Consider the following 22429-nt stretch of genomic DNA (forward strand, 5'->3'; position numbering starts at 1 on the left):
ACCTGTGAGCACTGCAGAACGGATCCGAATATTCCGGACCCGCTCAAGATTTCAGACGTTGAAACCGAGAGCCTGCAGCATTTCCCGCCCTTCCGGCGTGATGCGTTCCGGGCCCCACGGCGGTAGCCACACCCAATTCACACGCACAGATGATACGAGCCCATCCAACGCTTGATGAGCTTGATCTTCAATCACATCGGTCAGCGGACATGCAGCAGACGTCAACGTCATGTCGATGACGACTTTGCTTCCGGAGATATTCACTCCGTACACCAAACCCAGATCAACAACATTGATACCGAGCTCTGGGTCGATGACATCCCGCAATGCTTCCTCAACATCGTCGACGGTTGGCGCGCCAAGCGTTGGCAGAACCCCGTCCTCAGCCGCGTCTCCCGATGTGTACTGGGGAGCCGCTTCCAGTTCTTCAGGCATTGTCTCCTCCCTGGGTAGCTGTCACAGCCTTATCGGTTGCGTCACGTAGGGCCATCCAGCCCAGTAGTGCACATTTGATCCTCATCGGAAACTTTGCGACGCCGAGGAAGGCGCCGGCATCCTCCAACTTATCTTCGCTTTCCTCATCGAGTTCTTCGCCGCGTGAGTCCATGAGGCGGCGAAAGATGTCGTACAGATCCATCGCCTCGGTGACACTTTTGCCTTCGAGCATCTCGGTCATGATCGAGATTGAAGCCTGCGAGATGGAACAACCGTGACCGTCCCATCCAATAGCACAGATCTGCGTGCCATCCTCACTCAGTTTCACCTGCAAGTTCACCTGATCACCGCACGTTGTATTCACCTGAAGTGATTCACCGTCGAACCGCTCAAGTGTGCCCTCACCGTGCCGCTCATGCGCCGCATCAAGAATGATCTGCTGATACATCGCATCAATATCGTCCATCAGTCCCCCACTCGAAAGTATCGACGTACCTCAGCCAGGTGGTCCAGGAAGAAATCCACCTCGTCTGATGTATTGTACGGGCCGAGCGAAGCACGTGTAGAGGCGTAGACCCCGAAGTGCTGGTGAATCGGCTGGGCGCAATGATGCCCGACACGCACCGCAATACCCTTGGAATCGAGGAACTGACCCACATCGTGCGGATGTACACCCTCTACGTCCACTGACACCGCTCCGCCCCGGTTGGAGGTGTCCTCCGGTCCAAGCAGACGCACGCCAGGGATCGAGGAAACACCATCGAGGAGTCTGCGAGTCAGATCTTCCTCATGGGCGGCGATCTTGTCCATCCCCACCGCCAACAGGTAGTCAGCCGCGGCTGCGAGTCCCACCACCTGAGCGACGGGCTGTGTGCCGGCCTCGAACCGCGCAGGTGGCGAGGCATATGTCGTCTTCTCCATCGTCACCAGCTCAATCATTGACCCGCCGAACTGGTACGGAGGTATAATCTCGAGCAGCTCGCGCCTTCCGTATAGTACCCCAACCCCGGTTGGCCCCAGCATCTTGTGGCCCGAGAAAGCTGCGAAGTCAACACCGAGGCCGTGGAAGTCCACCAGCATGTGCGGCACCGACTGGCACGCGTCCAACACCGTGAGAGCACCGACCGCGCGTGCGGCTTGCACTATCTGCAAGACCGGAGAGACAGCACCCGACACATTCGACACATGAGTGAACGCCACCAGCCGCGTGTGCTCGTCGATAACGTTCAAAGTATTCAGATCAATGCGCCCATCGGTGCTCAGATCCATCCAACGTAGTTGTGAACCGGTGCGAAGGCATAGCTCCTGCCACGGAATGAGGTTGGCATGATGCTCGGCGCGGGTCACAACCACATTATCGCCCGCGCCAATACGCAGTCTTTGCGCCTCGACGCCTCCCCGTCCTGCCGCTACGTTAGACAACACGTATGCGATCAGATTCAGAGACTGCGTGGAGCCCGATGTCCACACGATCTCCTCCGGATCGGCACCCACCAGGGTTGCGACCTTTACCCGCGCCTCCTCGTAAGCTGTCGTCGCCTCCTCCGCAAGAAGATGAGAACCACGTTTTACAGCGCCGTTGAAGTGCGTATCCATCTCCCACACGCGCTCCAGTACTTGGCGCGGACGCTGCGAGGTGGCACCGGTATCCAGGTAAACGAGCGGCTGCCCGTCCCGAACGGTGCGTTCAAAGATCGGGAAGTCGGAACGCGGAACGGCACTATACGACATTAGGCCTCCACGAACACGTCATAGCCGGATTCCTCGAGCCGATCCGCCAGTTCTGGACCGCCCGTCTTCACGATCTTGCCGCCGGCGAAGACGTGCACGAAATCGGGGTGAATGTAGCGCAAGATCCGCGAATAGTGCGTGATAAGAAGAATCGAGTTGTTCGTCTTCTCATGCACGTCTACTACCCCCCGTGAGACAACACGGAGCGCATCCACATCCAGACCCGAGTCCGTCTCGTCGAGCACCGCGACCTTCGGCTCCAGCAGCTCCATTTGCAACACCTCGGTGCGCTTCTTCTCGCCACCGGAGAATCCCACGTTCAGGTCGCGCTTGACGAAGTCCGGATCGACCTTGAGCGTATCGCTCGCCTGCTTGAGGCGCTTCGTCCATTCGCGCAGTTTCGGCGCGTGCCCGTCAATCGCCGTTTTGGCGGTACGCAAGAAGTTCGTCACGGAGACTCCCGGTACCTCAACCGGATACTGCATTGCCAGGAACAGGCCCGCGCGCGCACGCTCGTCGGGCGTCATATCCGTAATGTCTTCTCCGTCCAGGAATACCTTTCCCTCGGTGATGACGTACTTCGGATGGCCGGCCAAGGCGTAGGCGGTTGTTGATTTCCCAGAGCCATTGGGCCCCATGACGGCGTGGATCTCGCCGTCGCCAATAGTCAAATTGACGCCGTGCAGGATGGGCTTGAGCCCCTCCGGTGTCTGTACCGAAGCGTGAAGATTCTGGATCTCGAGCGTGGACAAGGTATGTTCTCCTCTTACAGTGTGGAGTCGACGTCGACGAAGACATCGTCGCCACGAACGGTGATGGTATAAACAGGTACTGGTTCGGTTGCCGGAAGTGCCAGCGGGCGCCCCGTGGCGAGGTCGAAAGGCGAACCGTGCTTCCAGCACTCAATCGTCCCTTCCGCAACCTCTCCCCCGGCCAAAGATACGTTGGCGTGTGTGCAGGTATCCCCCAATGCGTGCCAACTGCCATCGGAATCACGCACAATCACCACGGCCATACGGTCGCCGATGCCATTGGGCACCTTCACTTGGATGGCTGCCGCGGGTTCCACGTCTAAAATGCCACACACACGTTGCATACTCACTGGTTGTGTCCTTACTACGCGTTTCCGGTTGCCAGGTCCAGCTCGGACTCGATAGCCGCCATGAGCTTCTCCCGTACGGAAGGCACGGTGATCTGTTCCACGAGTTCAGCGAAGAACCCCCGCACCACCAGGCGGCGGGCGATGTCTTCCGGAATACCACGGGCCTGCAGGTAGAACAGCTGCTCCTCGTCGAAGCGCCCGGTTGCCGAGGCGTGCCCGGCGCCGACGATGTTGCCGTTCTCAATCTCCAGATTCGGAACAGAATCTGCTTTCGCACCCTCGGTCAGCACAAGATTGCGGTTGAGCTCGTAGGTGTCCGTATCATCGGCCTTCGCACCGATCAACACGTCACCAATCCATACCGAATGCGCGTCCTGTCCCTGCAATGCTCCCTTGTAGGTCACTCGCGAATAGCAGTTCGGTGGCTCGTGGTCAACGAACAAGCGATGTTCCTGGTGCTCCGCAGCGTCCGTGATATAGGCGCCGAGTAGATTCGCCTCGCCGCCCGGTCCAGCATAGGACAGGCTCGTGGTGACTCTAACTAGATCGCCGCCCAGGGTGACGACGATATGTTTCACCTTCGCGTTCCGTCCCACTTCAATACGCTGGCTGGACAGGTGACGCGCAGATCGCGCCGCGTCTTGGACGCTGACTATGGTGATGTCCGCGTCATCGCCGGCACGAATCTCCACACCCTCGGTGAGCAGACCTTCGCCATCGTGTTCCAACACCACCGTTCCAGTCGCGGAGGGTTCAGCCTCGATATAGAAGTGTGCCGTGTTCATCCCCGCGCCGGCATGCACGCCGACGACGGCGTCGCTATCCTGCCCTGCGGGCAGCGTGATGACATGTGCCTCGCTGAACGCCTCCCAGGCGACGGCGCCCGTGCGGTCTTCCGGCTCCCCCACCGTTCCCAGGCGCGGATCATCTCTGCCCACAGTCTCGGATACCGCGCCGCTGACCTCAACCCGTGCCGGGGATCCCTCTAGATCCGCGGCGAAGAACTCCTCCATCCTTTCCAGCGGGGTGAAGCGCCAATCCTCTTCTTGCCCATTCGGTACCGGGAAGTCGGCAGAAGAGAACGACGTCGGTCGATCAGCTCGTGACGAACCGGTGCCAATACCTTCATCGGCGAGCTGTGCCCGGGAATGGTCAACAGCTCTGGCAAGATCCGTGACATCAGTCATTAGCCGACGCTTCCTTCCATTTGCAGTTCGATCAGACGGTTCAGTTCGAGAGCGTATTCCATCGGAAGTTCGCGCGCGATGGGCTCGACAAATCCGCGCACCACCATGGCCATGGCTTCCTGCTCGCTCAGGCCTCGCTGTTGCAAGTAGAACAACTGATCTTCGGAGACCTTCGACACGGTTGCTTCGTGCCCCATTTCGACGTCGTCGGTGCGCACATCGACATACGGGTAGGTATCGGTACGCGAGATATCATCAACGAGCAGCGCGTCGCATACAACGTTTGATTTCGAACCGCGGGCGTCCTTCCCGACCATGACAAGACCACGGTAGGAGGAACGTCCCCCTCCACGTGAAATCGACTTGGACACAATAGACGACGTGGTATTCGGGGCCAAGTGAATCATCTTGGCGCCGGTGTCCTGATGTTGACCCGTACCGGCGAATGCCGCCGAGAGTGCTTCGCCGTGGGCATGCTCACCAAGCAGCACGCAACACGGATACTTCATGTTCAGGCGCGAGCCGATATTGCCATCAACCCACTCCATCGTGCCTCCTGCGGCTACGGTGGCACGCTGCGTCACAAGATTCAGAACATTGTTCGACCAGTTCTGGATGGTCGTGTAACGCACATGCGCATCACGCTTGACAACGATCTCGACAATAGCGGCATGGAGGGAGTCCGCCTGATAAATGGGCGCGGTGCATCCTTCAACGTAATGCACATAGGAGCCCTCATCGGCAATGATCAGCGTGCGCTCGAACTGACCCATCGACTCGGTGTTGATTCGGAAGTAGGCCTGCAAGGGAATCTGCACGTGCACGCCCGGCGGCACGTAAATGAAGGACCCTCCCGACCACACAGCGGTGTTCAGAGAGGCGAACTTGTTATCGCCGACGGGAACCACGGTACCGAAGTACTCCTTGACGAGATCCGGGTAATCGCGCAACGCCGTATCCGTGTCCACGAAGATGACGCCCTGTTCCTTCAGATCCTCCCGGATCTGGTTGTAGACGACCTCCGATTCGTACTGCGCAGCCACACCTGCCACCAAGCGGTCGCGCTCGGCCTCCGGAATTCCCAGCCGATCATAAGTATTCCGGATGTCTTCTGGAACATCATCCCACGACGACGCCGGCCCGTCGGTTGTGCGCACGAAGTACTTGTACTCGTCAAAGTCCAGGCTGGACAGGTCCGCACCCCAGGTCGGCATCGGCCGCTTCTCAAATAGGCGCAGCGCCTTGAGCCGGTTCTTCAGCATCCACTCGGGTTCGCCTTTCATGGCGGAGATATCACGGACCACGTCTTCATCGAGGCCGCGTCGAGCCGCCTGACCGGCTTCATCGGGGTCGTGCCAGCCGAAGGTGTACTTCTTGGCGAGTGCCTCGATGGTTTCGTTCTGCTCCGAAATCGCTTCGGCAACCGCGGCTTCATGCCGGGTTTGTGTCATGACTGTCCTCTCGCACGAGTAGACGTCCCACGGATACGTGAAACGAGCGGAATGGTCAGGGTGCACACATGCTCTCCGCCTGCTAGGGTGGCAAGCCGTTGAACATGTACATCCAAGAGCCGGTGGAACGCTTGTGTCTCCGCTTCACACAACACCGGATATGCCGTGGCTATTTCCTGAATCGGGCAGTGTCCCTGACACAGTTGCAACGTCAACCCACGTGGTCCACGTCGTACGCTCGCCGCATACCCATCTTGGGTCAGCACACGGGCCAGAGCGTCGACTCGCATTTCCAGATTCGCACCGGCCGCTTCCACAGTCGGCCGGTACCGCTCTTCAAGCCCGGAGACGCGCTCGTCGACGAAACTACGGATACCCGCCTCCCCCAGGGAGTCAGCAATGAAGTCCAGAGCCTGTGTCGCGACATCACCGTAGGAATCGCCAAAAGCCGCCTGCCCTTGCTCGGTGGCCACGTAACGGCGTGATGGACGACCGCGCCGCGCCGGGCGAGAACTCGCACCCCTGAACTCCACGATCTCGCCGTCGTATTCCAGCTGCGACAGGTGCCGCCGAACGGCCGCCGCTGTCAGTACCAGGATCTGTGCGAGCTCCGCCGAGGTGATCGGGCCACGTTCAATGATGAGGCGTAGAATCCGCTGACGGGTGCCTTCGTCAGCGTCAAACTGAGTGCTCATACAGCCCTCCTTCTCCACGACCTATATATTTAACAATATCTCCCTTGCCAAAATCCACAACCCCGCCGATCTAGGCAGGAGGTCCTATGAGAACTTTCGCACGTCGTAGGATCGGAGCTGGCAGTATCAACCGCGGAAGGTTGCGATAAGAAGCGCCACATTCAGAGCCACAATGAGTGTCACGCATATCCATGTGAGAATACGAACACTCAGCGGCAAACTTCGTCCGGCAATACCCTCGCGCGCGGAGAGTCCGACAAGCGGAATGAGCACCAGCGGTATACCGAAGGACAGAACAACCTGCGACAGCACCAAGGCTCGTGTTGCATCGACCCCACACGCCAGCACAATGAGTGCCGGAACAGCGGTGATCAAACGTGCAACCAGCGGTGAGGCATTCACGCGCAGCAGCCCGTTGAGGATAACCGATCCGGAGTAGGAGCCGACCGTGGTGGAGGCCAATCCGGCCATTAACAACGACACCGCAAAAGCAGCGGCGGCTCCCGGACCGAGGCCCGCAAGCAGCGCGCTGTGCGCGCCGGTGAGCGTGTCCGTTCCCGCACTGCCCCGCAACGCACCAGCGGCCAGAAGCACCATCGCCAGGTTCACCGCTCCCGCCACAAGCATCGACAACACGATGTCGAGGCGGGTGGCCCGGAGCAAATTGTTGACCGACGCCTCGTCCATGACTCGGCCGAAACGGTCGCGTACGAGCGCGGAATGCAGATAGATGGCATGCGGCATAACCGTGGCACCAAGCATGCCCGCCGCGAGTACTAAGGAATCCGCTCCGGTGAAGCGCGGCGTCAATCCAGACAACGTTCCCGATAAGGACGGCTGTGCGGCGAGCAGGTCCCAGAGGATACCGCCGGCGATAATCAGGACCATCGCGATGATAACCCGCTCGAACTGTCGCTGCCTTCGCTCGCCCTGCAGCATGAGGATCACCATGGAGGCACATATCGTAATCGCCGCACCAAGCAGGAGGGGCATGCCGGTGAGCACTTGGAGAGCGAGCGCACCGCCAACGACCTCGGCGAGGTCGGTAGCAATCGCCACCACTTGGGCCTGCAGCCAGTAGCCGAGTCGCACCGGATTCGACGAGTGCTCGGCAATGAGTTCGGGCAGAGTACGGCCCGTGAGCACACCTATCCGCGCCGCGAGGTACTGGATGAGCATGGCCATCAGGTTGGCCCCCACAATCACCCACACTAAGAGGTAGCCATATGTGGCGCCGGCGGTGATGTTGGTGGCGAAGTTTCCCGGGTCCAAATACGCTACGGCTGCAACGAAGCCCGGTCCCAGCATGGTGAACCGGGAGAACCTTCTTCGCCCGCCCGTTACGCGGGACGTCGAAGGATCCCCACCTGTTTCTGCAGGCTGCGGAGTGTGCCGGTCCGCCCGGGATTGTTCGCCCATACTGTTCCACCAATTTTCGAACATCCGAAACTTCTTTGATGGTACACCGAATTACCGACGGAGTGCGTCGAAGTAGGCGAGTAGCCTTGGCGCCATATGCGACACGGGAGGGCGTGATGCGCGATTACCACTGAGAATGCCTGCCACCACAGGTCAAACACAAGTGCTACGCTAGGGCGCATCCCGCAGGGCGCTTCCGCGCGGAAATGTCGGTCCGTCGTCAGGGGATCGCAACGCGGCTGCGGTCAGCCTTCTCGCTGAGTCACACCCCGCTTCGCACAATAGGCGAGAACTCCGGCCACCAACGTCGGGCAACGTAGCCTGCCGGATAGAACAGCTTGCACGACATCGCCCAAGGGGAACCAATGCGTCTCTATTTCCGCTTCCTCGTCTTCTCGTGCGAATCTCTGTTCGGTCGGTTGCAATTCCCGTGCCAGGAACACGTGAATCCCTTCATCGGAGCAGCCCGGTGAGGTGAGGAATTGGACCAGCGGTTCCCATGTTTGCGCGACCAGATCGGTTTCTTCGGCTAACTCGCGCCGCGCCGCGGTGCCGGGGTCTTCCCCTTCTACGTCGAGCAAACCCGCCGGTATCTCCCACATCATGGCGCGCACCGGGTGGCGGTACTGCCGGATCAGCAGAATCTCTTCGCCGGTGACTCCGGGGCGTAGGGCAACCACGGCAACGGCGTCGTCATGTTTCATGTACTCGCGCCGCATCGTAGCGCCGGTGGTCTCTAAAACAATATCGTCGACAAGAACATCGAAAATATGCCCACGATACGGCGCCGCACTAACGGTGACCCGGGCATGAAGCGGCGTCGGCTGGTCGCGTAGTTCTATCGTTTCCATGCCCGCGCCTACAATTCGGTGGCATGTGCCGGGGTGAATTCGGCGACGGCGGTCTCTGGCACGGCGCCGTGCCGTCGCGTCAATGCCGCACCGATCAGTCCCGCGAACAACGGGTGGGCCTTCGTCGGACGACTCTTGAATTCCGGATGTGCCTGTGTCGCCACATAATAGGGGTGCTGCGTTCGGTCCAGTTCGACGAATTCCACGAGTTCGCCGTCCGGTGACACCCCGCTCACGTGCAAACCAGCCTCCTCAAGACGATCCCGGTATTGCGCATTCACTTCATAACGGTGGCGATGACGTTCTGAAACATGGAGAGTTCCGTACAACTCGGCAACCAGCGATCCCTCTCCCAGGGCGGCAGGATAGGCACCCAGCCGCATGGTACCTCCCAGATCGCCGGTGCCATCGACGAATTTGCGCTGCTCATCCATCGTTGCGATCACCGGATCGGGCGTCTGCGGGTCGAATTCGGTCGATGAGGCCTCGGCTAACCCAAGGAGATTACGTGCCGCCTCAATCACCATGCACTGCAGCCCGAGGCAGATTCCCAACGTTGGGATGCCGTTTTCGCGGGCGTAGCGCAATGCGCCGATCTTGCCATCCAGCCCGCGCACGCCGAAGCCTCCGGGAACAAGAATCGCATCGACATCTGAAAGCTGCTCTTCCGCCCCTTCGGGCGTTTCGCATGTATCGGAAGCGACCCACTTTATGGTCACCCGCGCATAGTGATGGAATCCGGCGGCACGTAACGCCTCCGCCACAGAAAGGTACGCATCATGCAGGTCGATGTACTTACCGACAAGCGCCACGGTGATATCCTGACGCGGATGGCGCACCCGGTCGAGAAGACGGTCCCACACCGTCCAGTCGACGTCGCGGAAGCTCATGGAGAGTCGACGCACGACATATGCGTCCAGCCCCTCGTTATGTAAGGTCACAGGAATCTCGTAAATTGAAGCGGCGTCTTGACACTCGATAACGCCTTCCCTGTCGACGTCGCACATCAGTGCAACCTTCTGCCGTACGCTCTCCGGAAGCTCCCGATCACAGCGCAAGACGATCGCGTCAGGTTGAATACCGATGGAACGAAGTGCCGCAACCGAGTGTTGGGTCGGCTTCGTCTTCAGTTCGCCCCCAGCAGCAAGGTAAGGGACAAGTGACACGTGTATGAAGAAGCAGTTGTCGCGGCCAATGAGTTGACGTACTTGCCGGGCCGCTTCCAGGAAGGGTTGCGACTCGATGTCGCCAACTGTGCCCCCGATCTCAGTAATAATCACATCCGGGACCTGGCCGTCCTCATCCGGTTCGGCCTGGGCACGCATACGGGAGATAATCTCATCGGTGATATGAGGAATCACCTGCACGCATTCGCCCAAGTACTCTCCGGCTCGTTCCTTCGCCAGCACGCGAGAGTACACCTGCCCGGTGGTGGAATTGGCCGCCCCGGAGAGCTCGATATCCAGAAAACGCTCGTAATGCCCGATATCGAGGTCAGTTTCAGTGCCGTCTTTGGTCACGAACACCTCGCCGTGCTGGAAGGGATTCATAGTACCCGGATCCACATTGATATAGGGGTCGAGCTTTTGCATAACAACCCGTAAGCCGCGCGCGCGAAGAAGATGCCCCAGGCTGGAGGCGGTTAGTCCCTTCCCCAAGGAACTGGCTACGCCGCCGGTGACGAAAATCTGACGAGTGATCGAGTTCTGGTTTCCCGGGAGCCGGGCCGAAGTTTGTTCCACGGAACTTCAGACTATCAGAGTGACGGAGCCCCTCCTATCACGACACCGCTGACAATACGACTTGCGGTACACCTCCGGCAGACTACCCGAGCCGCCATCAGTCCCTTTGCTGCTCTTCTTCGGATTGCAGCACATTTCGCACTTTTAGACGAGCCGCATCCGGTCGACCGGTAAGACTCAGTGCGCTGCGATCCACGAGAAGAATAGTGCCACCTCCTGCGGCAATGAGTATGATGGCTCCCCCCATTGCCGCCACAAGTGCACCCAAAAGACCACTGCCCAGTAGTGCCAACAGGCCCTGCACCCCGAAATGCGCCAACACTGCGGCTGCCGAGACGGCAACGGCCACCATGAGCGCCGACTTGCCGTATCCGCGGGTCGCCTCGGGTCCAAGTGCTCTGCGGATTGCCACTATTTCACCGAGAGCACCGATTGTCATCCCCGCGGAGATGGCAATGCCAATGGCCACGAGCACCGATGACCGGCCTTCCACGCCGATCACCATCGCAACGCCGAGAACCGCGCAGACACTCAGCCACGCGACCGAACTCACCGCCGCGACTGCCTTCGGTGCGTTGATCGCATACAGCACCCGCGAGCAATGGTAGATGAGGGCGTAGCCAACCAGGCCGGGCGCCATCGCGCGCATGGCGATATCCATGCCCGCTACCGGCCGCAGAATATCAAAAATCAACTGTGCCGGTGTCGCAAGCACGGCGAGCAGTGCTACGCATACGATTCCAATCTCCAGCACGAGCCGCGTTGATCGCGCTGTCAGCTCGGAGAGCCCCGGACGGCCGGGCAGCGCAGCTGCCGCGGAAAGACGAGGGAAGACTGCAGTGGCAATGGGAACTGCCAAAACCGCATAGGGCACCATGTAGACCGCGTTCGCGAAGGTGTACACCGGGTAGGCGCCGGTACCACCCCGCGCATTGGCAACCACCATGATTGTGACGATCTGAATTTGCTGTGCGGCAAGGCCACCCAACCCCGCACCCATGAGCCGCAACGCACGCCGGGCGACGCCCGCTGGAAACCGGAGCGTGGGCCGTAGATGTATCAATTTGAGAACGGGAATGAGCTGCGGAACAGAGAACGCGACGACACCCGCCGTCGTTCCCCACCCCAGCCAGCACACGGCGGCGCTACTCAAATTCGCCGGTGCGTTCTGCTGGCCGTTCGCCAAATGGCCAAAGAGGACGAACGTACCAATCACGGTCAGCGACGACAACATGGGCGCCACAGCCGGCAGCAAGAAGCGGTTGTGAGCCTGCAGGATGCCGGTCAGAACCACTGACAGCCCGTACAGCGGTATCTGCAGTGCGAACATCTGCAGCAAGCGCTGGGCCAGCTCCAGTTCGCCCGCATCTACTCCGCTTCCCAGTAGCAGACGGGTGATGGGGCCGGCCAGCACGACCACAATACCTGCCAGCGGGAATCCGACGAGCGCGATCCAGGTGATGAGGGCAGAGGCGGTCCGCTCAAGTTCCTGGCGCATACGTTTGGCCAAGAAACCGGAAATCAGAGGGATGACCGCGCCCGCAAGGGCGCCGCCCGCAGCCACTTCGAACAGAACATTTGGCACGGTATTCGAGGTGGAATACGCCTCACCGGCAAGTGTGTCTCCCAGTGCACCGTTCTGCGCCCAGGTCCGCACGAAACCAACCAGACGCGCAAGCAGGGTGAGAACAGCGATTGATCCCGCCGCGCCAAGCACGGATGCTGCAGGCGATCTCATGCCCGTCCGATACTGTCAATCCACGCCAGAAGCCGATTCTCCTCAATAACCTTCGAGAACGACACCTTCTCACTGGCGAGAGTCAGGCCGACAAGACCACCAAGCGCTCCCCACCGCAGGAGCGGGCTCTTCAGCGATGCCAGCGCCATTCCCGTGGCTGCTCCAACACAGTTGGCGCCGAGGTCTCCCAGCATGCCAACACCGGCCAAGTCTTCTGGCAAGGCGACGGCACTGGCTCCTACAACGCCACAGGCAAGCGGGCCACCAATTGTGTTTCCTCCTGCGGCCAGTGGCCCTGCCAGCATCATGGATGCTTTCAGGGCACGCCCGGGCCGCAGGTCCAAGAGGTTGACCAGATTCGCTGTTCCCGCAATCAACGCCGCTTGATTCGTCCACTGACCGATTCGTCGCATATGCCCGCCTTCATGTGGCAAGGCGGCGGCACCAACCGCAGATCCCAGGCCGATAACGCCAATCTTCAGGGCCCCGGAGGTCAGTTGCCCGCGTCGCAACGCGCCGAGATGCCCTTTCAAGCCTTTCCCTTTCGCCGGGAAACGGTCTTCCAGCTGGTCGTCGATGTAGCCTGCAGCCGCACTGGCTCCTACCGCGAAGACGGCGCCCATCCGTGCATGAGACGGCACGACGAGGCTCGACACCAAGACTCCGGCCGCAGCCTCGATTCCCTCAGTAAGCGTCACGGTCGCGCCGGAGAACGATGTTCTCTCCCAGCTGCGAAAGGAAGCCTCACGCCGCTTAATCACAGCTTTGGCCAATATGGAAGCGGCGGCACCCATGACGATTGCGCCCATTTTACGGGCCGTACCCGTTCTCAGCCCGACCCTGGTCACTGGTCCTCGCTAGGGCTGTCGCTGGGGTTCTCACTGGGTTCGCTTGTGCTCTGCGCCGATGCCGCAGCGTTCACGCGAGTGCCCAACACCGCCTCGGCGCCTTCCTGGGACCCGAGCGAGACATGTGTGCCGACAATCTCGGCGGCGACCGCAAGTGATGTATTGATGCTCGCGGAGACTGTTCCCACCGAGTCCACCGTTGAGCCGACATCCGCCCGCCGCATGCCGACCAGTGGGTCGTCGTCCTGAACCATCGACCCGACGGCCACGGTCGGTCCCCGTCCCGCCGACGTCGTAAAGAGGGATGTATAGACGCCGTTTTGCGCAGTGATCTCGGCTGCGTCAGGGCTTGCCGATGCAGTGGCATCACTTGACTCAGCGGTTGCCGGTGTGACGATCACAATGGCATCTGCCGGTGCCGTTACCTCACGGGTTACATTAACCAGCTGCTTCTTATCATCAGCGGTGAGAGAATCCGCAAACACCTGCACGTTACCGTCGCTGGTTCCCTTGCGAAGGTACATATCGACAAAAACCGCGATTATCTCATTCGTACCGGCGTTGTCTGGAAGTGAATCGGCGTAGTCAGCCAACTGGGAAGCAAGGGCTTGGCGGTAGGTTGACTGGTTTGACGAGGCGAAATTCTCGGTCAGTCTGACTTCACCACTGATGGTCGCGCCGGCGCTTTCGAGCCTGTCCTCGAGGCCCCTGACCGTTTCGTCATCGACACCGGGCAGCATGATCAATCCGACATTGCGTCCGGTCAACGTCCCTTCCACAAGTTGAGTCCCGGCCGCGCTCAGAGCGGTGTTCTCATTCTCCAGCGTCTCTTGTGCCGCGTCCAGCGCATCACGTGCTTCATCGCGTGACTCTCGCAGTGTCTCCACCTGTCCGGACAACGCGTTTCCAATCGTGTTCTGGAGCGGCCCGGCGCCCAGAATAATCCCAACGGCCAAGGCGATGAACACCGAGACCAGAGACACCAGATGGTACCTGAAGTCGACCATAATATTCCTTTACATCAGAAGATAGACCGGAACCAGCGCACAATGTCGCCGCACCACACCGACACCAGTTCAACGAGCGCTTGGCCGGCCGCCGTGGCGGTCAGTGCAGCACCGATAGCCACGCATCCCGCGAGGATGAGCGCGAAAATCTGCCAGTTGGAGATTCGCGAACGGTAGAGCTGCGAAACTCCCTTAGCATCAATCAGCTTACCGCCGATCGCCAGTCGAGTCAGAAAAGTGGAGGCCATTCCCGAGCGGCCCTTATCCAGGAACTCGATAAGAGTGTTGTGGGTTCCCACTGCCACAATGAGCTTGGCACCCTTGTCGTCGGCCAACAGCATCGCAACATCCTCAGATGTACCCGTGCACGGAAAAACGACATGGGGAACACCGAGATCTTCAACGCGTTTCCGGCCCGGGGCCCGGCCGTCGCGGTAGGCATGAACGATGACTTCCGCACCCGATGCCAATGCCTTGTCCGATACCGAGTCCATGTCACCAACGATCATGTCCAGTGGCAATCCTTCTTCCAGGATTGCGTCTGCCCCACCGTCCACGCCGATCATGATTGGACGAGTTTCGCGAATGTAGGGACGCAGCGCGGCAAGATCTTCTTTGTACCGATAGCCACGCACTACCACCAGTACTTGGCGTCCCTCGAACTTGGTCTTGACGTCGGGCACGCCGACGCCATCAAAAATGAGGTCCTGCTCGCGTTCAACATATTCCATGGTGTTGGTGGCGAACGCCTTGAGTTGCACGCTCATTCCCGCCCGCGCGGCCTCCTGGTCAGCCGCGATGGTTTCGGCAGTTTGTACCACGCCTTCGGCGATAAGTTCGTCGCCGACGTACACGCGCCCCTCTTCCAGGCGTACATGTTGCCCTTCGCGGATGTCCATGACCGCCGAACCGAGGTCGTCTATCAACAAGACGTCGGCCTCCTGCAGGATCCCCGGCCCCAAGTTCGGATAGCGTCCCGACGTCGACTTCGCGGCGTTAAGCACCGCTGCGGGTTTACAACCGACCAGCGCCTCAGCCGCCACGCGGTCGATATCGCTGTGATCAATAATGGCGACGTCGCCCGCTTCCAGGCGTTTGGTCAGATTCTTGGTGCGCGCATCAACCCGCGCGGGTCCCGCCGATTCACCGGGATCCTGCGGGTCCTTTTTCCGCCGGAAATGAATAGCCACAAAGTCATCGTGCCACATCCACGCCCTCGAGCAATTCAGCGGCGTGCGCGCGTGCCGTCTTTGAGGCCGTTCCCCCCAGCATCCGCGCCAGTTCATTGAGGCGTTCCTCACCCTCGACGCTAAGGACGTCCGTGCGCGCCGCTTCGGCGCCGTCTCGCTTGACGACGACGGCCTGAGTTTGGGCGTATGCCGCCACTTGAGCGAGGTGAGTGACGACGATGACCTGGCTTGTATTGCCGAGGTTCGCAAGACGTTTTCCCACTGCCAGGGCGGCGCGCCCACCGATTCCGGCGTCGACTTCGTCGAACAGAAAGGTGTGGTCCGTTTCATGGTCCCGTGTTGCTAGCGCAACCTCAACGGCGAGCATGACACGCGAGAGTTCTCCACCGGAAGCGCCTTCTCCGAGCGGGCGCAATGGTGCGCCACGGTGGGAGGCAAGTAAGAAGCTGATTGCGTCTGCTCCGTGCGGAGCGGGTTCGTGGGTCGCCACCTTAATCTCGAATCTGGCATCCGGGAGGGCAAGATCCGTGAGTTCGGCTTGAACCAGCTGCGCTAACCCGCGTGCTGCTTCCGCACGTGCCGAGTGCAGGTCGGCTCCGCAGCGCCGCCGTCGCGCCTCCGCTTCTTCCAGTTCGCGAACAAGCTCTTCACGCGTGGCTTCGGGGTCGCCGAGTCTCTCCAAGGCCGCACGAGCCCGTGCGGTAGCCGCCAAGGCCTCGTCAATGCCCATGCCGAGCTCGCGGCGTAATCCCGACAGTTCTTGCCGACGTTCATAGATCGCTGCCAGCTTCTCCGGGTCCGCTGCCGTGTGCGCCGCCAAATCTGCCAGCGTGGCGGCGATATCATTGAGCTCATTCTCGGCGCTCGACAGACGTAGTCGGAGCTCGTTCAACCGGTCGTCGGCAGCAACGTCATCTAAGGCCCGCCGCGCCATGGCCACGGTTGTCAACGCTGGTTCCTCCACGGTGTCGGATCCCGCGAGCTGCGCCGCAGCTTCCGATATTCCCGCATAGTTCTGCTCGATCATCTCCAGATACCGTGCCTGTGCCCGCAGTTCATCGTCCTCACCGGGCTGCGGGCGAACCGCATCTACTTTCTGGACCAGCGCTTCGTAGGCCAAGCGCTGCTCTGCTTGGCCACGGATATCAGCCTCAAAGTCCGCGAGTGCCTTTTGTGCTGCGGCGTGCTGGTTCCATGCGTCCGCCCATGCCTGGGCGGCGTTCGCCACGGCTTGGCCGCCGAACATGTCAAGTGCGCGCCGCTGTTGCGCTGGGGTAGCTAAGCGGAGCTGATCGGACTGGCCGTGTAGGGTAACGAGATCGCCGGCGATCTCCCGCAACACCGCGGTTGGAACGGACCGGCCTCCGATGAAGGAGCGGGAGCGTCCGGAGGCGGGCACATGGCGGGCCACGATGAGCACCGCCACGTCGCCGTCGTCGTCCCACTGCCCGCCGACCTCGGCCACTCGCGCGAGAATCTGGGCATCCGCGGGGACGACGAAAGTTCCCTCCACTTCCGCCAAGTCTGCCCCCTGACGAACCCTGCCCGGGTCGGCTTTTGCACCTAATAGGAGTTGCAACGACGTCACAGCCATCGTCTTGCCGGCTCCGGTTTCACCGGTTAAGGCAGTCAGGCCGGTACCAAGCTCAAGTTCGGCGTGCTCGATAACACCCAGATTTGAGATTCGAACCCGCTCTATCATTGCACCTCACCACCGTATGACAACTCATCGACTGTGGCAGCTCATCTACTATCGTAAGTTGCTCTGTTCACGCCATCCCGTCACAGGAAGTTGGAACTTCGTCACCAGACGGCCGGAGAACGGCGAATCGTTCAGTCGCGCCAACAACACCGGATGCTCACCACGTACCGCAGTAACAGTTGATCCACAGGGAGCCGGCAGGATCCGTAGCCCGTCGCACCATACACGCGCATTATCGGCATGCACACGCAATTCCAACGTTGAAGTCGGCCCGACCACTAACGGCCGGGTGAATAGAGCATGGGCAGCGATCGGTGTCAGGAGCATCGCTTCGACGTCGGGCCATACGATCGGGCCGCCCGCCGAGAAGCTGTAAGCGGTGGAACCGGTGGGTGTCGAGAAGACAACGGTGTCGACCTTGAAGGCGGAAAGCTCCCGAGAGTCCACACCGATTTCTACCTCAATCATGCGTGAGGTCTCGTCTTTCTCGATAGCGGCATCGTTAAGAGCCCAGTCCCGCAACACCGTCCCGTCGGGAAGTGTGACCGTCAGATCGATGGTCATGCGGCGATCAACGGCCCACTGGCCCTCGGCAATCTGATCGACAACGCGTGGCAAATCATCCGGATCTGCCTCGGACAGGAAGCCTACGTGGCCGTAGTTGATGCCGAGGATAGGGGTTCCTTCCGGTCGACCGAGTTCCGCGGCACGCAATACGGTGCCGTCACCGCCGATCACCAGGATCAGCTCCGCACCGCGTACGGCCTGCGGGGTCTCCCCCAGTTCCACCCGAATTCCCCTGGCCGTGAGAGCATCTGTTACCGCCTTAACGGAGCGGTCCACGTCTGGGCGCGCCGGGTGGGCGATCAGCGCCACCTTTCGATCCATCAGTCTCCTACCCTTGGGCCGACCGGCCCTGTCTCAATGGCCTCTTGAATAGCACGTGACAGGGTCTCACCGAGTCTATCCGGCTCGCCCGCCTTCATATACAGAAAGTACTCTACATTGCCGGCGGGTCCGGGCAGCGGCGATGCCGCTACCGCCTTGATTGCGAGGCCTGCATCGCGAGCGGACTGTGCAACGCGCAGCACCGCCTGGTGATGCAAGGCGGGGTCACGAACCACACCACCCGAGCCGAGCAGCTCACGTCCGACTTCGAACTGGGGCTTGACCATGAGCAGGAAGTCCGCATCCGGTGTGGCCGCTGCGATCAACGCGGGGAGCACGAGCGCTAAAGAGATAAAAGAAAGGTCACCGACTACCAGGCTCGGCGCGGGGGCGACAAGGGCGGGATCAAGAGTACGTACATTCGTCCGTTCGATCACCGTAACTCGTGGATCTTCTCGTAGTTTCCACGCTATTTGTCCGTATCCGACGTCGACGGCGACCACGTGTTCAGCCCCCCGGCGTAGCAGCACCTCGGTAAAACCTCCCGTGGAGGCCCCTGCATCGAGACAACGCCTTCCTTTGATAACCGGACCGTCGCCAGCCAATGCGTCCAGTGCGCCAATCAACTTGTAGGCACCGCGTGAAACATAGGACTCGCCACTTCCTTCTTTCACTACCAGTGCCTGCGCGGGATCCATTTGTCGAGCCGCCTTATGCACAACTACTCCGTCAAGGTAGACCGCCCCTTGCGAAATCAGTTCTGCAGCGTGCTGTCTGGACCGCGCTAGCTTGCGGCGGACCAGCTCGGCATCGACGCGGATGAGCCGTGCCATGGTCTAACCCTGTGCCTGCGAGAGTTTACGTGTCAGGGCCGAGTGCACTGCTTCAAGTGACTCGATCTGCCCATCAAGATCCTGCTCGGCAAGCTGCTGTAGTGCTTTTTCCGGATCAAGGGGAGCCTGTGGAACCGGTGTACCGTCAGTCATGATAATTCTCCGTGGTTGTCGCCATCCGCAACAGAAGCGTACACTTTTAGAACACGGGCATCGCTGTATGGCGCCGACGACGGGGTTTCCCGCGATCCAAACCTGCGCGCCTTCGCCTCAAATGCACGCAGACGACGGGGAGCTGCCGCCCTCCCGCCTCAATCGCACGTCCCTTGACCGGGCCGATGGTGCGGTCGTCATGTTGTCAGTGCTCGGACTTCCGGCGCACTGTTAGTTCCGGAACGGCAGCGGCAAGAGCCTTCGCATCGGTACCGGCGTCACTGGCCGCCCACGCCGCCGCCGCCAGGGCACGATAAGTGTTCAAGTCAAGCGGGTCCGTCAACTGCGCTCCGCCCAATTCGAAGGCAGTGCCGGTCCAGCGGGCGCGGCGGTCTCCCACCACATGCCAGCCATCGTCGTCGCGACTATGCTCCGGATAGGGCTCATTAAGTCCGCGTAGATCGTCACACAAGTAGGTGGGACGACGTGCAGGTTCAACCAGAACGATATCGCGGGCAGAGGCCAAGCCCGTGAGAACATGCAGACACGGAATGCCCGCGGTCACTGCCCCTTTTACATCCGTATCCAGATTGTCCCCGATGAACAACGGGTTCTCCGCGTTCTTGAAGCGTGCCGCCATGCGATAGATCTCTGGTTCTGGCTTACCGGCAGACAGCGGGACAGCGCCGGTGGTATTGCATACCGCCAGTACAAGAGAGCCATTGCCTACCATGATTCCCCGCTCTCGCGGGACGCTCTTATCCAGATTGGTAGCGATATACATGGCTCCATTGGCGATTGCCAGCGCCACCTCGGATAGTGCCTCCCAGTTGACCTCCGGAAAAAAGCCTTGAATAACCGCTTCCGGATAGTCATCTGCCGATTGCACAACGGTGAAATAGTCGGCCTTGGCAACGGCATCGTGCAAGCCCGGGCCACCCATGATCATCAACCGCGCACCGCGCGCAAGCCGTTCTTGCGCAAGACCAACGGCGACATGAGCCGAAGAAACCACCTCTTCGGGGCGTGCAGGCATACCTAAGGAAACAAGCTGTTCAGCCACCTGTTCGCCGGTGCGAGAGGCATTGTTTGTGACGTAGGCGACACGCATGCCGTTGGCCAGGGCGGTGCGAATGCCTTCGGCCGCATGGGGCACCGCATTCTTCCCGGTGTAGGTGACGCCATCTAGGTCGAAGAGTCCTACATCAAACCGGGAGGCAAGAGTCTGGGCCGCAGAAGTCTCGGTCATCACTCGTACTCCTCTTGATCAGTGTCTCGCGCATCATCAATGCGCTCGGGACCATCAACGCCCTCCGGACCATCAACGCCCTCCGGACCATCGCCATGCTCAGCCCCAGCGCTGGCGGTTTCCTCGGCGAACGCGTCGTCGTCCCATTCAAACTCTCGCTGATCATCGTCATCGCCTTCGCTTAGCTCAGGCTCGTCAACGTCGCCGAGCATTTCCTCACCTGCACCTGCGGAATCGATCTCTCCCTCACCCTCAGACACAAGCTCCTCATCCTCAAGGACCTCGACCTCACCGTTCTCGTCGTACACCGGCTTCCAGGTCGAACGAAGTTCCTCGGCCTCTTCTTCTCGTCCTAACTCCGCCAGTCGATCAGCGCGGATTAGCTCGACGCGAGCCCGCAACATTTCATCTAGATTCTCGACCTTGATACGTTCCAGGACTGCCAGACCACCGGCAGAGTCTCCACTGTCCGCGCGTGCGCCTGAGGTGACCAACGCCAGTTCAATCTGCTCCTCGGGAGCAAGGCGCTTGAGCGGAATCTCCGATATGAATGCCAACGCCTTCTCCGGACGCCCGAGTCCCCGCTCTGAGTCTGCCTCCAGCGCAACATGGCTATAGTCGTCTGTCATGCGACGATATGTCCGCAGTTCGCGAAGCGCTTCAGAATAACGCCCCGTCAGGTAGGCCGCCACCCCCAGGGCCTCCCGCACAACGTCCACCCGCGTTGCGCGACGATACGCTGCGCGCGCGTGCTCGTAGGCGATCTCAGGGTCGACATCCATCATCGAACCCGCGAAGACCAAGTGCCGCGCAACTCTGTCTGCGGTTTCCTTTCGCAGAGCCATGAGGTGCCGCCGCGACTCGGAATCAAGATCCTTCGCTGATACCGTCTCCGGCAATTCGGGCTCAGAATCGCGATGTTGCCTATGATCCTCGCCGTTGTCCCAGCGGCGGTCGTTGTCTCGGTGGTCGTTGCGTTTGTAGCCGCCACGGTCTTGGTAGCGGTCGTCTCGGCGTGGGCGGGAATCAGAGTGTCCGTACCGGTCCTCCCGGTAGCCACCACGACCGCGTCCGTCGTCGTCACGGCGGTCTTCCCAGCGGCGTCCTTCACCACGCTCGTAACGGTCCCGGCCATACCCGCGTCGATCATCCCGACGACGATCATCACCACGACTCCACCCACGATCATCCCGACGACGACCACCATCGCGGTCGTCGCGCCCGCGGGGGCGGTAGTCACGCCGGTCATCATCGCCGTAACGATCCCGCCGGTTCTCGCGTTGGCCTCGGTAACCGTCGCCGTTGTCCCAGCGGCGGTCGTTGTCTCGGTGGTCGTTGCGTTTGTAGCCGCCACGGTCTTGGTAGCGGTCGTCTCGGCGTGGGCGGGAATCAGAGTGTCCGTACCGGTCCTCCCGGTAGCCACCACGACCGCGTCCGTCGTCGTCACGGCGGTCTTCCCAGCGGCGTCCTTCACCACGCTCGTAACGGTCCCGGCCATACCCGCGTCGATCATCCCGACGACGATCATCACCACGACTCCACCCACGATCATCCCGACGACGACCACCATCGTCTCGGGACGACCTAGCGCGTCGATCTGAGGCCGACTGCCACCCGGAGGATGGGCGCTCCTCGCGCTCGAATTCACCCGACGTATTCTGATCCTCTGACATTTCCACCCTCGCGGTTCAGTTATAAGCAAGCATCATGGTTGTAGAGACAACGCTAAGAGTGTACCTGCTTCTAGGCATAGGTGGGAATGCCATTTGGGTGTTCGCTAGGTCTCGGGTATGGCTTTAGACGGTGTGCCTGTTGCTCGTGTTTGGTGCGGTGAGCGCCGGGCGCTGTGGCGCGGTGCTGGTGGCGTGTGCGAGTGTTGGTGGTGCGTGTCGTGGGGTGCCGTTGGGTTCTTCGGGTTTTCCGTGGCTTTGCGTGGTTTTGCGTGGTTTTGCGTGAATGATCCGGCGTTTTGCTGAAAGCCCGGGAAATTTGGTTGGTGGGTTGGCACGGGCGAGCCGTGTCGGCGTGATGTGGCTTGTGGGTCGGCGTGGTGGATCTTGGTCGAGGTGCTGCTGGGGACGGTGTTTGCCGCCGTCCTTGTTGGTTTTCATGGTTGGCACTGTTGTCTCTGCATCATCGTCGCAGTGTTTGCCCGTCGGCGAATACTAACGGTCGATGAGCCAGGGGAATGATCCACGAGACGGCGAG

General features: G+C 60.5%; 22 protein-coding genes. All 22 read right to left on the reverse strand.

Features of this window, described 5'->3' with window-relative positions:
- Positions 1-51 precede the first annotated feature (51 nt).
- Positions 52-435, reverse strand: a complete 384-nt coding sequence (locus EKN07_RS10070) for a metal-sulfur cluster assembly factor (protein WP_108715666.1) — start codon at positions 433-435, stop codon at positions 52-54.
- Positions 428-901: a Fe-S cluster assembly sulfur transfer protein SufU gene (gene sufU, locus EKN07_RS10075; protein WP_108715667.1), complete on the reverse strand. Its 474-nt coding sequence runs from the start codon at positions 899-901 to the stop codon at positions 428-430. Before sufU ends, EKN07_RS10070 begins: the two co-directional genes overlap by 8 nt.
- Positions 901-2166 (reverse strand): SufS family cysteine desulfurase, encoded by a 1266-nt coding sequence (locus tag EKN07_RS10080; protein ID WP_126146313.1) that lies wholly within the window; start codon positions 2164-2166, stop codon positions 901-903. The genes sufU and EKN07_RS10080 overlap by 1 nt, the downstream gene beginning before the upstream one ends.
- Positions 2166-2918 (reverse strand): Fe-S cluster assembly ATPase SufC, encoded by a 753-nt coding sequence (gene sufC / locus EKN07_RS10085; RefSeq protein ID WP_108715669.1) that lies wholly within the window; start codon positions 2916-2918, stop codon positions 2166-2168. Before sufC ends, EKN07_RS10080 begins: the two co-directional genes overlap by 1 nt.
- Positions 2919-2932: 14 nt before the next feature.
- Positions 2933-3262: a non-heme iron oxygenase ferredoxin subunit gene (locus EKN07_RS10090; RefSeq protein WP_126146324.1), complete on the reverse strand. Its 330-nt coding sequence runs from the start codon at positions 3260-3262 to the stop codon at positions 2933-2935.
- Positions 3263-3282: 20 nt separating this feature from the next.
- Positions 3283-4455, reverse strand: a complete 1173-nt coding sequence (gene sufD, locus EKN07_RS10095; RefSeq protein ID WP_126146314.1) for a Fe-S cluster assembly protein SufD — start codon at positions 4453-4455, stop codon at positions 3283-3285.
- Entirely contained in the window at positions 4455-5906 is a 1452-nt protein-coding gene (gene sufB, locus EKN07_RS10100; RefSeq protein ID WP_126146315.1) for a Fe-S cluster assembly protein SufB, read from the reverse strand. Before sufB ends, sufD begins: the two co-directional genes overlap by 1 nt.
- A complete protein-coding gene (locus tag EKN07_RS10105; protein ID WP_108715672.1) occupies positions 5903-6601 on the reverse strand; it encodes a helix-turn-helix domain-containing protein in 699 nt (232 codons plus the stop codon). The genes sufB and EKN07_RS10105 overlap by 4 nt, the downstream gene beginning before the upstream one ends.
- A gap of 126 nt (positions 6602-6727) precedes the next feature.
- Positions 6728-8020 carry an Nramp family divalent metal transporter gene (locus EKN07_RS10110; protein WP_206435713.1) on the reverse strand — a complete coding sequence of 431 codons (1293 nt, stop codon included), beginning with the start codon at positions 8018-8020 and terminating at the stop codon, positions 6728-6730.
- A 245-nt stretch (positions 8021-8265) separates the two neighbouring features.
- Positions 8266-8871 carry an NUDIX hydrolase gene (locus tag EKN07_RS10115; RefSeq protein WP_108715674.1) on the reverse strand — a complete coding sequence of 202 codons (606 nt, stop codon included), beginning with the start codon at positions 8869-8871 and terminating at the stop codon, positions 8266-8268.
- An 8-nt stretch (positions 8872-8879) separates the two neighbouring features.
- Positions 8880-10613, reverse strand: a complete 1734-nt coding sequence (locus EKN07_RS10120) for a CTP synthase (RefSeq protein WP_108715675.1) — start codon at positions 10611-10613, stop codon at positions 8880-8882.
- A 97-nt stretch (positions 10614-10710) separates the two neighbouring features.
- Entirely contained in the window at positions 10711-12351 is a 1641-nt protein-coding gene (locus EKN07_RS10125) for a lipid II flippase MurJ (protein WP_126146316.1), read from the reverse strand.
- Positions 12348-13160 (reverse strand): hypothetical protein, encoded by an 813-nt coding sequence (locus EKN07_RS10130; RefSeq protein ID WP_164546654.1) that lies wholly within the window; start codon positions 13158-13160, stop codon positions 12348-12350. The genes EKN07_RS10125 and EKN07_RS10130 overlap by 4 nt, the downstream gene beginning before the upstream one ends.
- 35 nt (positions 13161-13195) lie before the next feature.
- Complete coding sequence (locus tag EKN07_RS10135; protein WP_108715678.1) at positions 13196-14206, reverse strand: copper transporter; 1011 nt, start codon at positions 14204-14206, stop codon at positions 13196-13198.
- Between the two features lie 14 nt (positions 14207-14220).
- Positions 14221-15390, reverse strand: coding sequence for a putative cytokinetic ring protein SteA (gene steA, locus EKN07_RS10140; RefSeq protein ID WP_241228174.1), 1170 nt, complete (start codon positions 15388-15390; stop codon positions 14221-14223).
- Positions 15391-15400: 10 nt separating this feature from the next.
- Positions 15401-17098, reverse strand: coding sequence for a DNA repair protein RecN (gene recN, locus EKN07_RS10145; protein ID WP_108715679.1), 1698 nt, complete (start codon positions 17096-17098; stop codon positions 15401-15403).
- A gap of 48 nt (positions 17099-17146) precedes the next feature.
- Positions 17147-17986, reverse strand: a complete 840-nt coding sequence (locus tag EKN07_RS10150) for an NAD kinase (RefSeq protein ID WP_126146319.1) — start codon at positions 17984-17986, stop codon at positions 17147-17149.
- Positions 17986-18819, reverse strand: coding sequence for a TlyA family RNA methyltransferase (locus EKN07_RS10155; RefSeq protein WP_108715681.1), 834 nt, complete (start codon positions 18817-18819; stop codon positions 17986-17988). The genes EKN07_RS10150 and EKN07_RS10155 overlap by 1 nt, the downstream gene beginning before the upstream one ends.
- 3 nt (positions 18820-18822) lie before the next feature.
- Positions 18823-18972, reverse strand: coding sequence for a hypothetical protein (locus tag EKN07_RS12615; RefSeq protein ID WP_164546655.1), 150 nt, complete (start codon positions 18970-18972; stop codon positions 18823-18825).
- Positions 18973-19177: 205 nt separating this feature from the next.
- The gene (locus EKN07_RS10160) at positions 19178-20221 is read right to left on the reverse strand and encodes an HAD-IIA family hydrolase (RefSeq protein ID WP_108715682.1); all 1044 of its coding nucleotides are present in this window, start codon (positions 20219-20221) and stop codon (positions 19178-19180) included.
- The gene (locus tag EKN07_RS12880; RefSeq protein ID WP_206435714.1) at positions 20221-21006 is read right to left on the reverse strand and encodes a hypothetical protein; all 786 of its coding nucleotides are present in this window, start codon (positions 21004-21006) and stop codon (positions 20221-20223) included. The genes EKN07_RS10160 and EKN07_RS12880 overlap by 1 nt, the downstream gene beginning before the upstream one ends.
- Positions 21003-21791: a hypothetical protein gene (locus EKN07_RS12620; protein WP_164546649.1), complete on the reverse strand. Its 789-nt coding sequence runs from the start codon at positions 21789-21791 to the stop codon at positions 21003-21005. Before EKN07_RS12620 ends, EKN07_RS12880 begins: the two co-directional genes overlap by 4 nt.
- Between the last annotated feature and the right edge of the window lie 638 nt (positions 21792-22429).

It is taken from the genome of Actinobaculum sp. 352 (genome assembly GCF_003957265.1).
Classification (GTDB): Bacteria; Actinomycetota; Actinomycetes; order Actinomycetales; family Actinomycetaceae; genus Asp313.

Bases quoted from the DNA above. Each gene is read 5' to 3' on its own strand.
- EKN07_RS10070 (WP_108715666.1), bottom strand. From the start codon at position 435: ATGCCTGAAGAACTGGAAGCGGCTCCCCAGTACACATCGGGAGACGCG.
- sufU (WP_108715667.1), bottom strand. From the start codon at position 901: ATGGACGATATTGATGCGATGTATCAGCAGATCATTCTTGATGCGGCG.
- EKN07_RS10080 (WP_126146313.1), bottom strand. From the start codon at position 2,166: ATGTCGTATAGTGCCGTTCCGCGTTCCGACTTCCCGATCTTTGAACGC.
- EKN07_RS10090 (WP_126146324.1), bottom strand. From the start codon at position 3,262: ATGCAACGTGTGTGTGGCATTTTAGACGTGGAACCCGCGGCAGCCATC.
- sufD (WP_126146314.1), bottom strand. From the start codon at position 4,455: ATGACTGATGTCACGGATCTTGCCAGAGCTGTTGACCATTCCCGGGCA.
- sufB (WP_126146315.1), bottom strand. From the start codon at position 5,906: ATGACACAAACCCGGCATGAAGCCGCGGTTGCCGAAGCGATTTCGGAG.
- EKN07_RS10105 (WP_108715672.1), bottom strand. From the start codon at position 6,601: ATGAGCACTCAGTTTGACGCTGACGAAGGCACCCGTCAGCGGATTCTA.
- EKN07_RS10110 (WP_206435713.1), bottom strand. From the start codon at position 8,020: ATGGGCGAACAATCCCGGGCGGACCGGCACACTCCGCAGCCTGCAGAA.
- EKN07_RS10115 (WP_108715674.1), bottom strand. From the start codon at position 8,871: ATGGAAACGATAGAACTACGCGACCAGCCGACGCCGCTTCATGCCCGG.
- EKN07_RS10125 (WP_126146316.1), bottom strand. From the start codon at position 12,351: ATGAGATCGCCTGCAGCATCCGTGCTTGGCGCGGCGGGATCAATCGCT.
- EKN07_RS10130 (WP_164546654.1), bottom strand. From the start codon at position 13,160: ATGGGCGCAATCGTCATGGGTGCCGCCGCTTCCATATTGGCCAAAGCT.
- EKN07_RS10135 (WP_108715678.1), bottom strand. From the start codon at position 14,206: ATGGTCGACTTCAGGTACCATCTGGTGTCTCTGGTCTCGGTGTTCATC.
- recN (WP_108715679.1), bottom strand. From the start codon at position 17,098: ATGATAGAGCGGGTTCGAATCTCAAATCTGGGTGTTATCGAGCACGCC.
- EKN07_RS10150 (WP_126146319.1), bottom strand. From the start codon at position 17,986: ATGGATCGAAAGGTGGCGCTGATCGCCCACCCGGCGCGCCCAGACGTG.
- EKN07_RS10155 (WP_108715681.1), bottom strand. From the start codon at position 18,819: ATGGCACGGCTCATCCGCGTCGATGCCGAGCTGGTCCGCCGCAAGCTA.
- EKN07_RS12615 (WP_164546655.1), bottom strand. From the start codon at position 18,972: ATGACTGACGGTACACCGGTTCCACAGGCTCCCCTTGATCCGGAAAAA.
- EKN07_RS10160 (WP_108715682.1), bottom strand. From the start codon at position 20,221: ATGACCGAGACTTCTGCGGCCCAGACTCTTGCCTCCCGGTTTGATGTA.
- EKN07_RS12880 (WP_206435714.1), bottom strand. From the start codon at position 21,006: ATGATGGATGTCGACCCTGAGATCGCCTACGAGCACGCGCGCGCAGCG.
- EKN07_RS12620 (WP_164546649.1), bottom strand. From the start codon at position 21,791: ATGGTGGTCGTCGTCGGGATGATCGTGGGTGGAGTCGTGGTGATGATC.